Genomic DNA, 13,454 nt, shown 5'->3' with positions numbered 1-13,454 from the left:
CGATGGGTCCCTATAATGGAGACAGGGTGCGGGGGCAAGGGAAAGATTGGCCGCCGCGCCGGGCAGCCGCCGGCCCCGGTGCGCGCCCTGCCCTGCCAATGGCGAGCCGCGTGCAGGCTGCCGGTTCTGGCGGCTGCGGCCCTGGCTGGTCAGCCAGCCTTGACCGGGCTGTCCTTCGGCACGAACCAGTCGTCATAGCCGGACGCCCCGGTGGCCACGTTCCTGTAGCCGTTCTGCTCCAGCAGCGCCCGGATCGCCGCCCTCTGCTCGGTGTAATTATGCTCCACCGTGATGGCGTTGAACCGGTACTTGCTGAAATCGAACGCCTGCAGAATGTCCAGCTCGCTGCCCTCGGTATCGACCGACAGGAAATCAATCTCCCGCGGGGCGCCGTGCCGGTCGAGCATATCCAGCAGCGAAACGGTTTTCACCGGATAGCTGATCGCCTTGCGCCGGCTTCTGGAGTGGAGATCCGCTTCGCTGAAGTCCGAGATCGTCGACAGCTCCGCCGCGCCGGTCTCCTTGAACTCCAGCTCGGCCCCGGTTTCCTTCCAGACGCAGTCGTACTCCACCTCGCAGGACCGGTTCCGGCGCAGATCCTCGTGCCAGCACTTCGCGGGCTCAGCCACGATGCCGGTCCAGCCGAACTCCTTTTCCAGCACATATGTATTGCTGATGGATTTGCCGTTGGTGGCGCCGAACTCGACGAAATACCCGCCCCGCTTAAAGCCATTGGCGACCAGGGCAAAAACATCCTGGCTGGCCTGGGACTGCCAGCCGGCGCTGGTGCCGTTGAGATTGGCCAGCAGGAAATCCCGGAACGCATCGCCCTCAGCGGCCTTGCGGCGGCTTTCCTGCAGCTCATTCTGCAGGGCCTTGTACTTGGACGCGCTGCTCACATGGAGGCCGATTGCATGAAGCGCGCTTCGGATCTTGGGATGCATTTGGGGTTCCAGTCGGTTTGTGTCAGACAAGCGCCCTGGGCGGGCACGGCGCGTTCAGGTCAGGCAGCTTGTGCCGCAGCGGCGCCCCAGGGCAGCGGAGCGGCCCGCGGGCTCACTCCCACTTGTAATTGAAGCTCACAGAAATCCGCTCTTCCTCTGCCATGTTCAAAGGCACCTCGTGGCGGATGAAGCTTTCCCAAAGCAGCACGTCGCCAACGGCGGGTGCCTGATAGACAAAGGTCTTCAGCTCCTGGCGGCAATCCTTCAGGCGCGGCGGGTGCGCCATCATCATCGCGTGGCGCGGATCCTCCAGCTTGAGCGCGGAGGCGCCGTCCGGCATCGACACATAGGTGGTTCCGGAAATCACCGAATGCGGATGAATGTGGCTGGCATGGGTGCCGCCTTCCGGCAGGATGTTGATCCACAGATCCTCCAGCTTCAGATCGCGCCCGTCCAGGTCCAGCTCCAGATCCTTGGCAAAGGCCGAGACATGCTGGTCCAGAGACTTCACCAGATCGGCGAAGATGGGGAACCGCCAGGGCAGATCCGACAGCGAGGCATAGGAGGTATAGCCGGGGTAGCCGTTCTCCTCGCACCAGTCCTGCCCGGCATCGTCGTCGCCGGCGATGACAAGACAGGAGTTTTCCAGTTCCTGCGCGTCAACCGACGGTCCGAATTCGGACAGCTGCGCGCGGTAAAGGCGGGTCACAAAGAGCGATTCAATCTGGGCCATGGCTGCGTCTTACCGCAACCCGCAGCCAAGCGCGAGGGCCTGGCGCGGGGCAGCCGCCGGTTTCAACCCGGCCCGCAGACCCGCCAGCATGTTAAAATAGTGCAATTTACGCCAGGTAAACTCACGCTGATTTAACGAATGAAGTCCACTCTAGACCAAAAACGCCTCTGCAAGATGTCTCAGTGAAATGGTCCAGGTCTCATGAAAGCAAAATTTACCGTCAGCACGGCAATCCTCTCCATCATCGTTCTCGCAGGCGGCCTGATGGCCGCTCTGGTCAGCCTGCTGCTCTATTCGCACGCCGTGCGCGATGACGTGCAGCGGCGCGTCGCCGGGATTGAGGAGATCTATCTGAACCTCGACAAGATCGAGCTTGAGTTCCTGAAGGCCCGGCGCGCCGAAAAGGATTTCCTGCTGCGCCGGGATGAAAAATACCTGTCCCGCCACGCCGCAACAATGACCCGGATAAAGGAGACTTACGGCTCTCTTGGCCGCCAGATGCCGGCGGTGGCCGAACTGTCCGGCACCGCCCTGCAGCTCAAGGGCATCGGTGCCGCGATTGACGCCTATGAGGCGAGCTTTATCGCGCTCGCCAGCAGCAACACGCGGCTGGGGCTGGATGAAAACAGCGGCCTGGAGGGGCAGCTGCGCACGGCGGTCAAGAATGCCGAAGCCACTCTGCAAGAGCTGGATCAGCCGGTCATGCAGGTGAAAATGCTGATGATGCGGCGGCATGAGAAGGACTTCATCATGCGTCAGGCGCCGAAATACCTGGACCGGCTGAACGCCCGCGTGGAAGAGTTCCGCGCCTTCCCGGCCAGCTATTACACCAGCGCCGCCCAGCAGAAAGAGATCCTGGGCCTGATCGGCGTCTACCAGGCGTCCTTTGCCGCCTATGTGGAGGAATCGCTGAACGAACAGCAGCTGCGCAAGCAGGTGTCCGGCCATTATGCGGATGCCGAGCCGCTGCTGGCCGCCGTCCACGAGGACGTGCGCACCCTGCTTGATCAGGTGTGGACCCGCGGCGAGACGGTCAGCGCCGAGGCGCAGACAAACGCGCTGCGGGCGGGCACCGGCGGCTCACTCCTGTTTGTGGCGGTGGCCCTGCTCCTGGCCCGCAGCATCGCCCGGCCGCTGAAGCAGACTGATACCGTGCTGAAGAAGATGATGCAGAACGACTTCACCCCGGAGATCCCGAAATCCGGCATCCGCGAGATTGCCGCGATTGCCCAGGCCGCCGGCGCCTTCCGCAAGGCCGAGGCCGCCAAGCAGCAGCTGACCCGGGAGATCACAGAAGTGATCGCCGCCTGCGGCGAGGGCGATTTCTCGCGCCGGATCGCAGACACCGGCGACGGCGGCCAGGACGGCAGTCTGGGCCGCGGCGTGAACGCCATCGGGGACGTGGCCGGCAAGGGGCTGGGCGATGTTCTGAAGGTGCTGGACGCGCTTGCCGAGGGCGACCTGACCCAGCGGATGCCGGCAGGCCAAAAGGGTGTCTTCAAGGAGATCGCCGGGGCCATCGACAACCTGGCGGGCAGCCTTGAGGATGTGGTCGGGCAGCTGGCCGGCAGCGGCAGGATGCTGAACGACACCTCGCAGGAGATCGCCGCGGCGGTGGCAGATGCCTCGCAACGCGGCGAATCCTCTGCCGCGGCGCTGGAACAGACCGCGGCGGCGCTGCAAACCATCCGCGACACCGTCCACGATACCGCCGCCAGCGCGCAGGACGCCCGTCAGTTCGTCAACGACGCCCAGACCAAAGCAGAAGCCACCCGGGAGGTTGCCGAAAAAACCGTCGCCGCCATGCAGCGCATCAAGGAGTCCTCCGACGCGATCTCCAAAATCACCGGCCTGATTGACGATGTGGCGTTCCAGACCAACCTGCTGGCGCTGAACGCCGGGGTGGAGGCCGCGCGCGCGGGCGAAGCCGGGCGCGGGTTCGCGGTCGTCGCCTCAGAGGTGCGGGCGCTGGCGCAGCGATCGTCGCTCGCGGCGCAGGAAATCAGCGCGTTGATCAGCAGCAGCCAGGGCGAGGTGACCGGCGGCGTGGAACTGGTGGATGAGGCGGGCGCGGCACTGGCCGTGATCCTGCAGACCGTGACCCAGGCCGCGGATAAAGTGAACGAGATCGCGGAAAACACCAGCGAACAGGCCAACGGCATTTCCGAAGTCAGCGCGGCGATCGAGGCGCTGGACAAGGATTCCCAGCGCAGCGCCGCCATGCTGGAGGAAACCGCGGCGGCCGGCCAGATGCTTCGCGACGAGGCGGGCAACCTGGCGCGGGCGATTGCCGGCTTCCGGCTGGAGCCAGCGGCCCCTGCCGGTGCGGAGCCGGCACCGGAACGCGCACCCGCTGCACAGGCCGCATAGAACGCCCGCGCAAGGGGGTGGCTGGACAGGTCACCCCTCCACTGGCGGCACGGCCCGCCGGTAGAGGTGCCATGTGGCATGGCCAAGGATCGGCAGGGTGAAGATCAGGCCCAGAAACGCCGGAACCAGCGACAGCAGCATGGCGGCGGAGATGATCGCCGCCCAGCTGAGCATGACCGCCGGGTTTTCCGTGACGACGCGGATGGATGTGATCATGGCGGACACGAAATCGGTTTCCCGGTCCAGCAGCATGGGCATCGCGATGACGGTCACCGAGAACAGAACTGCCGACAGAAAGGCGCCCACGCAGGTGCCGACCGCAAGGAAGGTCCAGCCCTGCGGCGTGAAGAATACGGTGTTCCAAAACCCGTAAAAATCCGAGAATGAGGCATCCTTGAGGATAATCGCCAGCCAAAGCCGGACCTGGTAAATCCACACCCAGAAAATGAACAGGGTGACAAAGGCCATCCAGCCCATCTCGCGCTTGCGCTGACCGGCCGCCACGGTGAGGATGGCGGACCAGCTGAAACTCTCCCCCCTCTGGCGGCGGCGGGACATTTCATACAGCCCGGCGGCGGCGAAGGGCGCAACCAGCGGAAAGCCGACCGCGGCGGGGATGATCATCCAGATCGCGCCGAGCCAGATCAGGCACCAGACAAACAGGATCCCGAAAACCGCATAGAACAGGCCGAAAAAGCCGCTCATGAAAGGGTGCGCGCGGAAGTCCGACAAACCGGCCTTCAGCGCCGCGGCGATATCGCCCGCAGTCACCTTGTTGATCTTGGGCACGGCCTGCGGCGGCGGTCTCAGATTGTCCGGGGGCGTGGTCCCTGCGGTCTTGGATGTCATGACACACTCCTCCCAAAGCATGGCACCGCGCTGGCCCGTTTGCCCGGAAACCCGGCGCTGGACCCGGCGGTGAAACAGGCATCCCTCCTCCGCCTGCAAGTGTGCATCAGGCAAGGCTTTGCGGCAAGGGGCCGCAAGGCAGCCAAACCCGCGCAGAAGGCCTGTCTGCCCCCGTCGCCTCATGCAGCTGTCCGAAACGAAAAAGCCCCCGCCGGTGTCCCGGCGGGGGCTTCAATCTCTTGGCAGTCGCGAAACTTACCAGTCTTCGCGGACCACGACGCGGGTCTTGACCGGCAGTTTCATCGCCGCCAGGCGCAGGGCCTCGCGGGCGATTTCATCGCTGACGCCGTCGATCTCGAACATCACGCGGCCAGGCTTAACCTTGGCTGCCCAGTAGTCCACGGAGCCTTTACCTTTACCCATACGGACTTCGGTCGGCTTCGAGGTCACCGGAGTGTCCGGGAAGATACGGATCCAGACACGGCCCTGACGTTTCATGTGGCGGGTCATGGCGCGGCGGGCAGCCTCGATCTGGCGTGCAGTCACACGCTCAGGCTGGGTTGCCTTCAGGCCATAGGTGCCGAAGTTCAGGTCGGAACCGCCTTTTGCCAGACCGTGAATCCGGCCCTTATGCATCTTGCGGAATTTAGTGCGCTTTGGCTGAAGCATCTCAAATCCTCCTTAGCGACGGCCGCCACCGGCACCACGGGGTGCAGGGCCGTCCTGGATTTCTTGTGCTTTACGGTCACGCGCCGAAGGATCGTGCTCCATGATCTCGCCTTTGAAGATCCAGACCTTGATCCCGATGATCCCGTAGGGGGTCATCGCTTCGGAGTGTGCGTAATCGATGTCGGCACGCAGGGTGTGCAGCGGCACGCGGCCCTCACGGTACCATTCGGTACGCGCGATTTCCGCTCCGCCCAGACGGCCAGCGACGTTCACCCGGATACCCAGGGCGCCCATGCGCATGGCGTTCTGAACCGCACGCTTCATGGCGCGGCGGAAGGACACACGGCGCTCCAGCTGCTGGGCGATGGACTCGCCGACCAGCTGGGCGTCCAGTTCCGGCTTGCGCACTTCAACGATGTTGAGGTGCAGCTCGGAGTCGGTCATCTTCGCCAGCTTCTTGCGCAGGACTTCGATGTCCGCGCCTTTCTTGCCGATGATGACGCCCGGACGGGCGGTGTGGATGGTGACGCGGCATTTCTTGTGCGGGCGCTCGATGATCACGCGCGCGACGCCTGCCTGCTTGCACTCTTCCTTGATGAACTCGCGGATTTTGATGTCCTCGAGCAGCAGATCACCGTAGTCTTTGGTGTCGGCGTACCAGCGGCTGTCCCAGGTGCGGTTCACCTGCAGGCGCATGCCGATCGGATTGACTTTCTGACCCATTAGGCTTGCTCCTCAACTTGACGCACCTTGATGGTGATCTCCGCGAACGGCTTCAGGATTTTGCCGAACCGGCCACGAGCCCGCGGACGGCCGCGCTTCATGGTCAGGTTCTTGCCAACCCATGCCTCGGCGACGATCAGTTCATCGACGTCCAGGTTGTGGTTGTTTTCAGCATTCGCGATGGCGGACTGAAGGCATTTCTTCACGTCCTGCGCGATCCGCTTGTTGGAGAACGTCAGGTCGGTCAGCGCCTTCTCGACTTTCTTGCCGCGGATCATCTGCGCCACCAGGTTCAGTTTCTGCGGCGAGGTACGGAGCATGCGCAGTTTTGCCATTGCTTCGTTGTCTGCCACGCGGCGGGGATTCTTTTCCTTACCCATGACTTACTTCCGCTTCGCTTTTTTGTCAGCGGCATGGCCATAATAGGTGCGGGTCGGCGAGTACTCACCGAACTTCTGACCGATCATGTCTTCCGAGACGTTGACAGGGATGTGCTTCTTGCCGTTGTAGACACCAAAGGTCAGGCCGACGAACTGCGGCAGGATGGTGGAACGGCGCGACCAGATCTTGATCACTTCATTGCGGCCCGATTCACGCGCTGCTTCGGCCTTTTTCAGGACGTAAGCATCAACGAAGGGGCCTTTCCATACGGAACGTGCCATGGATTAGCGGCCTTTCTTCTTGGCGTGGCGCGAGCGGATGATAAGCTTCTGCGACGCCTTGTTTTTGTTGCGGGTCCGTTTGCCCTTGGTCGGTTTGCCCCAGGGGGTCACCGGGTGGCGCCCGCCGGAGGTCCGGCCTTCACCACCGCCGTGGGGGTGGTCGATCGGGTTCATCACGACACCACGCACGGAGGGACGCTTGCCCTTGTGGCGCATACGGCCGGCTTTACCGAAGTTCTGGTTCGAGTTGTCCGGGTTCGACACGGCACCGACGGTGGCCATGCATTCCTGACGCACCAGGCGCAGTTCGCCCGAGGACAGGCGGATCTGGGCGTAACCGCCGTCACGGCCAACGAACTGAGCGTAGGTACCGGCTGCACGGGCGATCTGGCCGCCTTTGCCGGGCTTCATTTCGATGTTGTGAACGATGGTACCGATCGGCATGCCCGAGAACGGCATTGCGTTGCCCGGCTTGATGTCGGCTTTTGCAGACGCGACGACCTTGTCGCCAACAGCCAGACGCTGCGGCGCCAGGATGTAGGCTTGCTCGCCGTCTTCGTATTTGATCAGCGCGATGAATGCGGTCCGGTTCGGGTCGTATTCGATCCGCTCAACGGTGGCCGCTACATCAAATTTGTTCCGTTTGAAGTCAACGATCCGGTAGAGGCGCTTTGCGCCGCCGCCACGGCGGCGTGCAGTGATCCGTCCGGTGTTGTTCCGGCCGCCCGATTTGGTCAGGCCCTCAGTGAGGGATTTGACCGGACGCCCTTTCCAAAGCTCCGAACGGTCGATCAGAACCAGCCCACGCTGGCCCGGCGTCGTCGGCTTATACGACTTGAGTGCCATGCTTTCTGTCTTCCGTTTAGCGTGCAGGCCCTTAGGTTCTTGTCTTTGGACCCGCTATGTTTAAGGCCCCCGTAGGTGCCTGAGTTATAGGGCCCCGAAGGTCCCCAGGTTCGAACATCCTGACAAACGTAACGACCCCGGAACGAATCCGGGGTCTGCAGGATGGGTGGCGTTTAGCAGTGATGCGGAGGGGTGTCTAGGGGGGTTATACAGTGCTCATATGAATACACCATACGACGTAGACTAGACTAAAATTTTGAAAGCTTGGGCGAATAAAACACTGCTTGCCCCAGAACTCTCCCAAAAGTAATGTCTCACCACCCCGGAACAACGAAGAGATTAACAATGTCGAGCGCAAAAATCCGCATCAAAGTGGCTTCGATGGAACTTGAGTACGAAGGTGATCCATCTTTTCTTACCGGGGGTATTGAAGAGCTTCTAACCACAATGGGAGACCTCTCCACTCGCGTTCCCAAAGAACTCACTCAAACCACACCGGCAACAACACCTGCAACCAATGCCACCAGTTCACCCGAAAGCGCGGCCGACTCTTACAATTTTTCCACCAACACAATTGCTGCCCATTTGGATGCCAAGACCGGCCCCGAGCTCATCATTTGTGCCTTAGCTCAGCTAGAACTTGTTCAAGGGAAGCCCTCGTCCGTACGCACTGAAATTCTAACAGAAATGAAAGGCGCGACCACATACTACAACGAAAATATGCGCAGCAACATGACGAAGAGCCTAGGCAATCTCACAAAGGCTAAGCGCATTAATCAGGTTGCGAAAGATACGTATTCCCTGAGTGCATCTGAGCGCAAACAGGTTGAGGCCAAAGTTGCTAACATCGAATGAGCTTAAGGATTGGCTTCACCGAGACCTAACACGTCTTGATAAGTTACTTCTTGTACTAGCATCTCTAAATCAACCTTCGACAGTTACCCAGATAAAAGAAACTGCGGCTGGCGCTGGCAATCGAGACCTGAGGAAATGGAATATTTCTCAAGTTCTCGGCTCCAGTAAAGGTCGGGCGATCCGCGTTGAAGCCGGCTGGGAACTGACTGAAGTTGGAAAATTGCATTTGCGTGAATTAGGGGTATCAAAGGTTAGCCCAAGCGCAATGCAAGTAGCCGTAGATCTACGCACGCACCTAAAGAAAATCTCCGATGCCGAAACCCGTCACTTCGTAGAAGAAGCCATTAGGTGTCACGAAGCTGAGCTTTTTCGTGCAGCAATCGTTATGTCGTGGCTTGGTGCGATGGACGTACTACACAAGCACGTACACGAGCACCACCTTTCAGCCTTTAATGCAGAGGCGAAGCGTGTAAACGGAAAGTGGAAGCCCGCAAAGACACCAGATGACCTTGGCAGAATGGGTGAGGCTGACTTCCTTGATCGCCTTGCAGCAATTTCAGTTTTAGGAAAGAACTCCAAAGAAGAGCTTCAGAAGGCTCTTGGCCTTCGTAACGGTTGCGGTCATCCAAACTCGCTCAAAGTAAGCTCAAACAAGTCTGCAGCTCATATTGAGACGCTCTTACAAAACGTGTTCGAAAAATTTTCTCAATAGAGAAAGAAGGAAATCATTGCGCCAGCGCCGTCCCGCGGGGTGGCGTTCTCAACGTGGCGTTTGGCAGTTTATCCCGGCCAAGTCCGTACGACCTCACCGACACGCAGAACAGCAGCCAAAGCGCCGCCCCATGGGGGCGGACCACGCCGGAGCCATGCTTTCAGCATGACGCTGGCGCGGCGGCCTGCGGCCTTGGTTCCGCGCCCGGGAGCAAGATCACAGCTCAGCGCTTTGATGGCCGTTGCGAACCCACCGCACGCAGGGCTTCGCGGATCTTAACCGGCAGCGGTTATACCTTGAGTCCAAGCTGCCCGTAGGACCCCGCCATGCCCAAGCCCCCTCCCCCAACGCAAAAGGCCCCCGCTTCCGCGAGGGCCTCTCAATCTTGTCAAAGACACAAACCTCAGAGTCCGGTGGACACGTCGATGGTGTTGCCTTCTTCCAGGGTCACATAGGCTTTTTTCACGTCCTTGCGGCGGCCCATCTGGCCGCGGAAACGCTTGACCTTGCCCTTGGTGACGGTGGTGTTGACCGCTTTCACCTTGACGCCAAAGAGAGCTTCGACAGCCTCCTTGATCATCGGCTTGTTGGAGTCGATTGCCACCTCGAACACCACTGCGCCGTTTTCGGACGCCATGGTGGATTTCTCGGTGATGATCGGCTTGCGGATCACGTCGTAGTGTTCTGCCTTCACGCTCATTTCAGACGAGCCTCCAGTGCTTCGACACCTGCCTTGGTGATCACCAGGGTGTCACGCTTCAGGATGTCATAGACGTTTGCGCCCATCGTCGGCAGGATATCCAGGCCTTCGATGTTGCGCGACGCTTGCAGGAAGCCTTCGTTGACCGCTGCGCCGTCGATGATCAGCGCGCGTTTCCAGCCCAGGTTTTTCACCTGCTTGGCCAGAGCTGCGGTTTTGCCTTCGGCTGCTGCATCCTCGATGATGACCAGCTCGCCCGCTTTGGCTTTGGCGGACAGCGCGTGGCGCAGGCCCAGCTTGCGGAACTTCTTGGTCAGCTCGTGGCCGTGCGACCGGACAACGGGGCCCTTGTAGATGCCGCCCTTGCGGAAGATCGGCGCGTTGCGGTCACCGTGGCGTGCGCCGCCGGTGCCCTTCTGGCGGTAGATCTTCTTGGTCGAGTAGGAGGTCTCCGAGCGGGTCTTCACCTTGTGGGTGCCCTGCTGCGCGTTGTTGCGCTGCCAGCGGACCACGCGGTGCAGGATGTCCGCACGCGGCTCCAGGCCGAACAGGTCTTCGGACAGCTCGATGTCGCCAGCCTTGCCGCCGTCGAGTTTGATCACGTCAAGTTTCATGCTTCACCACCTTCCGCGGAAGCTTCCGCAGTTTTCAGACCGGCCGGGAAAGGCAGACCCTCGGGGGCTTTCTTCTTCACGGCATCCTTGACGGTAACCCAGCCGGATTTCGGGCCCGGAACGGCGCCCTTGATGAAGACCAGACCGCGCTCGGCGTCGGTTTTCACCACTTCCAGGTTCTGGGTGGTCACGCGGGCAGCACCCATGTGGCCGGCCATTTTCTTGCCTTTGAAGACCTTGCCCGGGTCCTGACACTGACCGGTCGAACCGTGCGAACGGTGCGAGATCGACACACCGTGCGAGGCGCGCAGGCCGCCGAAGTTGTGCCGCTTCATGGCACCGGCGAAACCCTTACCGATCGAGGTGCCGGTCACGTCCACTTTCTGGCCAGCCAGGAAGTGTTCGGCCGAGATTTCGGCGCCGACTTCGATCAGCGCGTCAGCGGGGACGCGGAATTCGACCAGCTTGCGCTTGGGCTCAACCTTGGCAGCTGCGAAATGGCCGCGCATGGCTTGCGACGTGCGCTTTGCCTTGGCGGTGCCTGCACCCAGCTGAACGGCGGTGTAGCCGTCTTTTTCCTCGGTGCGCTGCGCAACAACCTGCAGGCCGTCAAGGTGGAGAACGGTCACAGGGATCTGCTTGCCGTCTTCCATGAACAGCCGGGTCATGCCGACTTTCTTCGCGATAATACCGGAACGCATAATCTATACCCTCCGATCTTACGACTGCAGCTTGATTTCGACGTCGACGCCGGCGGCCAGGTCGAGCTTCATCAGCGCGTCCACGGTCTGCGGGGTCGGGTCGACGATATCGAGAAGGCGCTTGTGGGTGCGGATCTCGAACTGGTCGCGGGATTTCTTGTCAACGTGGGGGCCACGCAGAACGGTGAATTTCTCAATCTTGTTCGGCAGCGGGATCGGGCCGCGCACTTGGGCGCCGGTCCGCTTGGCAGTGTTGACGATTTCCTGGGTGCTGGCATCCAGCACGCGGTAGTCAAATGCCTTCAGCCGGATACGGATGTTTTGGCTTTGCATCGTATAGCCTTATTCTAGGCGTTGGGGTTGAGAGGAGGGCCTGCGCTCACCGCAATCCCTCATCGAACCCAAAAGGCGGGAATCATCCCGCCCATATTCGCATCAGCGAACTTGCGCCCTATACGCCCTGCGGGCCCTAGTGGCAAGGGGTTTCGCCGCGAAACGGTTGCGTTCGGGGCGTACGGCGGGCTTAGAGTTTGTTAGGGGAGGTTAACGCCCAAGAAATTAACACACCAAACAGTTAACAGCTTCCTCCGGTGTTCTAACTCTAACCGCCTCGAAACCCTCCGCGCCGTCGATCTTCCTGAAGTTGGAGTCGCTGGTTACAAAGATGTCTCTACCATTGGTGATATGCGCCCACATCATTTGACGGTCGCACCAGCGATTACGCCATTTCTTGTCTGCCAAAGTATCGCCGGTAGCTTCTGGGGTCAGCCTTTTGAAGTCCGAGTAGTTGAAGGCTACAGTTGGAAACAGAACATTGTGAATTCTTTCTTCGAGGTCACACTCTTCGTCCGGGTCAACAGCGTGATCCCAATAGCTGATATCAGAATAAGCTATTCCCAGCAGCAAGGGAATGTCGTCTACGTTCAGCTTCTTCAAGCGAGCTTCAAAATCGCAAAAGCTATCCAGGAATCTATCTCCTGGCTGGCGTTCAGATGCAGAAACCGCCACAAAAGCTACTTCCGCATTTCCAGCTCTGTGAGCCGAGATCAATTCCTCAACCTTCGTCGCGTTTGGCCGGCCAAGGTCCAAGTCGATTAAGCAATTAGTATCAAAAGTAAATTTCAAGCCCCAACCCTCACATTGCGGTCGATCAGAGAGACTCTACTTCTTCTTTCTGAGTGTTAACACCCAGTTGCTAACACTACCCCGCCCGGACGCCCCGCGTTCGGGCCGCGCCCGGCCTGCCAGGAGGGCGGGCGCGATTGCATCGCACCCGGAGCTGGCGCTCCCTGCGGCCTCAAAAGCTCCACTGGAGCTTTTGCAAGACGGCCTTCGGCCCCAGGCCGGACCCTGCCCTGTTCTAAGGTTGCGGGAAGAGGCGGGGAGGTGGGCGTGTCCAGTGTCCCCAAACGGTGGGCAGATTGCCCACCCTACGGGGGCTGTGCGCCATACAGGAAAAGGGCCGCCCGAAGGCGGCCCTCTCTTAGATCAGAACCGTATGGCTCTCAGCGGTTTTCCTGCGGAAAACCGCCTGCCGCCACCGTTTCCAAAATCACTCGATGATTTTGGACACGACGCCGGCGCCGACGGTGCGGCCGCCTTCGCGGATGGCGAAGCGCAGGCCGTCTTCCATCGCGATCGGCGCGATCAGCTCAACGCCGAACTTCAGGTTGTCGCCCGGCATCACCATCTCGGTGCCTTCCGGCAGGGTCACGGTGCCGGTCACGTCGGTGGTGCGGAAGTAGAACTGCGGACGGTAGTTCGCGAAGAACGGGGTGTGGCGGCCGCCTTCTTCCTTGGTCAGGATGTAGGCTTCGGCTTCGAACTTGGTGTGCGGCTTTACCGATTTCGGCGCGCACAGAACCTGGCCGCGCTCAACGCCTTCACGGTCGATGCCGCGCAGCAGCGCGCCGATGTTGTCGCCCGCTTCACCGCGGTCCAGCAGCTTGCGGAACATTTCCACACCGGTGCAGGTGGTGGTCTGGGTGTCGCGGATGCCGACGATCTCGATCGAGTCGCCCACGTTGATCACGCCACGCTCCACACGGCCGGTCACAACGGTGCCGCGGCCGGAGA

17 protein-coding genes are annotated in these 13,454 nt (G+C 60.8%); 3 read left to right on the top strand and 14 right to left on the bottom strand.

The window, feature by feature from the left end; genetic code table 11:
* Window positions 1–149: 149 nt before the first annotated feature.
* Together PHA8399_RS07705 and PHA8399_RS07700 are read right to left on the bottom strand one after the other, a co-directional pair.
* Entirely contained in the window at window positions 150–944 is a 795-nt protein-coding gene (locus PHA8399_RS07705) for an FkbM family methyltransferase (protein ID WP_058285589.1), read from the bottom strand.
* Window positions 945–1,056: 112 nt separating this feature from the next.
* Window positions 1,057–1,677, bottom strand: coding sequence for a TIGR02466 family protein (locus PHA8399_RS07700; protein ID WP_058285588.1), 621 nt, complete (start codon window positions 1,675–1,677; stop codon window positions 1,057–1,059).
* 201 nt (window positions 1,678–1,878) lie between these two features.
* Between PHA8399_RS07700 and PHA8399_RS07695 the strand changes: the two genes are divergently transcribed.
* The gene (locus tag PHA8399_RS07695; protein ID WP_058285587.1) at window positions 1,879–4,047 is read left to right on the top strand and encodes a methyl-accepting chemotaxis protein; all 2,169 of its coding nucleotides are present in this window, start codon (window positions 1,879–1,881) and stop codon (window positions 4,045–4,047) included.
* A 30-nt stretch (window positions 4,048–4,077) separates the two neighbouring features.
* Here PHA8399_RS07695 and PHA8399_RS07690 read toward each other — a convergent pair whose 3' ends face one another.
* The 6 genes from PHA8399_RS07690 to rplB all read right to left on the bottom strand — a co-directional run bounded on the left by PHA8399_RS07690 (window position 4,078) and on the right by rplB (window position 7,796).
* Window positions 4,078–4,896 (bottom strand): DUF2189 domain-containing protein, encoded by an 819-nt coding sequence (locus PHA8399_RS07690; RefSeq protein WP_058285586.1) that lies wholly within the window; start codon window positions 4,894–4,896, stop codon window positions 4,078–4,080.
* A gap of 255 nt (window positions 4,897–5,151) precedes the next feature.
* Entirely contained in the window at window positions 5,152–5,565 is a 414-nt protein-coding gene (rplP, locus tag PHA8399_RS07685) for a 50S ribosomal protein L16 (RefSeq protein ID WP_019297988.1), read from the bottom strand.
* A gap of 12 nt (window positions 5,566–5,577) precedes the next feature.
* Window positions 5,578–6,288 carry a 30S ribosomal protein S3 gene (gene rpsC / locus PHA8399_RS07680; protein WP_058285585.1) on the bottom strand — a complete coding sequence of 237 codons (711 nt, stop codon included), beginning with the start codon at window positions 6,286–6,288 and terminating at the stop codon, window positions 5,578–5,580.
* On the bottom strand, window positions 6,288–6,668 hold the full coding sequence (gene rplV, locus PHA8399_RS07675) for a 50S ribosomal protein L22 (RefSeq protein ID WP_008557868.1): 381 nt from the start codon (window positions 6,666–6,668) through the stop codon (window positions 6,288–6,290). Before rplV ends, rpsC begins: the two co-directional genes overlap by 1 nt.
* A 3-nt stretch (window positions 6,669–6,671) precedes the next feature.
* Window positions 6,672–6,950, bottom strand: coding sequence for a 30S ribosomal protein S19 (rpsS, locus tag PHA8399_RS07670; protein ID WP_024088539.1), 279 nt, complete (start codon window positions 6,948–6,950; stop codon window positions 6,672–6,674).
* A 3-nt stretch (window positions 6,951–6,953) separates the two neighbouring features.
* Complete coding sequence (rplB, locus tag PHA8399_RS07665) at window positions 6,954–7,796, bottom strand: 50S ribosomal protein L2 (RefSeq protein ID WP_058285584.1); 843 nt, start codon at window positions 7,794–7,796, stop codon at window positions 6,954–6,956.
* Window positions 7,797–8,141: 345 nt separating this feature from the next.
* On the opposite strand from rplB, the gene PHA8399_RS22280 reads away from it, so the two are divergent.
* Window positions 8,142–8,651, top strand: a complete 510-nt coding sequence (locus PHA8399_RS22280) for a hypothetical protein (protein WP_145977004.1) — start codon at window positions 8,142–8,144, stop codon at window positions 8,649–8,651.
* A complete protein-coding gene (locus PHA8399_RS21910) occupies window positions 8,635–9,363 on the top strand; it encodes a hypothetical protein (RefSeq protein ID WP_167592832.1) in 729 nt (242 codons plus the stop codon). The genes PHA8399_RS22280 and PHA8399_RS21910 overlap by 17 nt, the downstream gene beginning before the upstream one ends.
* Before the next feature lie 403 nt (window positions 9,364–9,766).
* Here the strand turns inward: PHA8399_RS21910 and PHA8399_RS07660 are convergent, their stop codons facing one another.
* The 6 genes from PHA8399_RS07660 to PHA8399_RS07635 all read right to left on the bottom strand — a co-directional run.
* A complete protein-coding gene (locus PHA8399_RS07660) occupies window positions 9,767–10,063 on the bottom strand; it encodes a 50S ribosomal protein L23 (RefSeq protein ID WP_058285583.1) in 297 nt (98 codons plus the stop codon).
* Window positions 10,060–10,677 carry a 50S ribosomal protein L4 gene (gene rplD / locus PHA8399_RS07655; RefSeq protein WP_058285582.1) on the bottom strand — a complete coding sequence of 206 codons (618 nt, stop codon included), beginning with the start codon at window positions 10,675–10,677 and terminating at the stop codon, window positions 10,060–10,062. Before rplD ends, PHA8399_RS07660 begins: the two co-directional genes overlap by 4 nt.
* On the bottom strand, window positions 10,674–11,378 hold the full coding sequence (gene rplC, locus PHA8399_RS07650) for a 50S ribosomal protein L3 (RefSeq protein ID WP_058285581.1): 705 nt from the start codon (window positions 11,376–11,378) through the stop codon (window positions 10,674–10,676). Before rplC ends, rplD begins: the two co-directional genes overlap by 4 nt.
* A gap of 18 nt (window positions 11,379–11,396) precedes the next feature.
* Entirely contained in the window at window positions 11,397–11,711 is a 315-nt protein-coding gene (gene rpsJ / locus PHA8399_RS07645; protein ID WP_005621947.1) for a 30S ribosomal protein S10, read from the bottom strand.
* Window positions 11,712–11,936: 225 nt separating this feature from the next.
* Window positions 11,937–12,503, bottom strand: a complete 567-nt coding sequence (locus PHA8399_RS07640) for a PIN domain-containing protein (RefSeq protein WP_145977003.1) — start codon at window positions 12,501–12,503, stop codon at window positions 11,937–11,939.
* Between the two features lie 427 nt (window positions 12,504–12,930).
* The coding region (locus PHA8399_RS07635) for an EF-Tu C-terminal domain-related protein (protein WP_244270176.1) at window positions 12,931–13,454 on the bottom strand (524 nt) is incomplete at its 5' end.

It is taken from the genome of Leisingera aquaemixtae (assembly GCF_001458395.1).
In the GTDB taxonomy this organism is placed as follows: domain Bacteria; phylum Pseudomonadota; class Alphaproteobacteria; order Rhodobacterales; family Rhodobacteraceae; genus Leisingera; species Leisingera aquaemixtae.
This window is presented reverse-complemented; position numbering and strand designations above follow the sequence as displayed.

What these genes read in the sequence shown, in the direction of transcription:
- PHA8399_RS07705 (WP_058285589.1), bottom strand. Translation starts at nt 944, where the DNA reads ATGCATCCCAAGATCCGAAGCGCGCTTCATGCAATCGGCCTCCATGTG.
- PHA8399_RS07700 (WP_058285588.1), bottom strand. Translation starts at nt 1,677, where the DNA reads ATGGCCCAGATTGAATCGCTCTTTGTGACCCGCCTTTACCGCGCGCAG.
- PHA8399_RS07695 (WP_058285587.1), top strand. Translation starts at nt 1,879, where the DNA reads ATGAAAGCAAAATTTACCGTCAGCACGGCAATCCTCTCCATCATCGTT.
- PHA8399_RS07690 (WP_058285586.1), bottom strand. Translation starts at nt 4,896, where the DNA reads ATGACATCCAAGACCGCAGGGACCACGCCCCCGGACAATCTGAGACCG.
- rplP (WP_019297988.1), bottom strand. Translation starts at nt 5,565, where the DNA reads ATGCTTCAGCCAAAGCGCACTAAATTCCGCAAGATGCATAAGGGCCGG.
- rpsC (WP_058285585.1), bottom strand. Translation starts at nt 6,288, where the DNA reads ATGGGTCAGAAAGTCAATCCGATCGGCATGCGCCTGCAGGTGAACCGC.
- rplV (WP_008557868.1), bottom strand. Translation starts at nt 6,668, where the DNA reads ATGGGTAAGGAAAAGAATCCCCGCCGCGTGGCAGACAACGAAGCAATG.
- rpsS (WP_024088539.1), bottom strand. Translation starts at nt 6,950, where the DNA reads ATGGCACGTTCCGTATGGAAAGGCCCCTTCGTTGATGCTTACGTCCTG.
- rplB (WP_058285584.1), bottom strand. Translation starts at nt 7,796, where the DNA reads ATGGCACTCAAGTCGTATAAGCCGACGACGCCGGGCCAGCGTGGGCTG.
- PHA8399_RS22280 (WP_145977004.1), top strand. Translation starts at nt 8,142, where the DNA reads ATGTCGAGCGCAAAAATCCGCATCAAAGTGGCTTCGATGGAACTTGAG.
- PHA8399_RS07660 (WP_058285583.1), bottom strand. Translation starts at nt 10,063, where the DNA reads ATGAGCGTGAAGGCAGAACACTACGACGTGATCCGCAAGCCGATCATC.
- rplD (WP_058285582.1), bottom strand. Translation starts at nt 10,677, where the DNA reads ATGAAACTTGACGTGATCAAACTCGACGGCGGCAAGGCTGGCGACATC.
- rplC (WP_058285581.1), bottom strand. Translation starts at nt 11,378, where the DNA reads ATGCGTTCCGGTATTATCGCGAAGAAAGTCGGCATGACCCGGCTGTTC.
- rpsJ (WP_005621947.1), bottom strand. Translation starts at nt 11,711, where the DNA reads ATGCAAAGCCAAAACATCCGTATCCGGCTGAAGGCATTTGACTACCGC.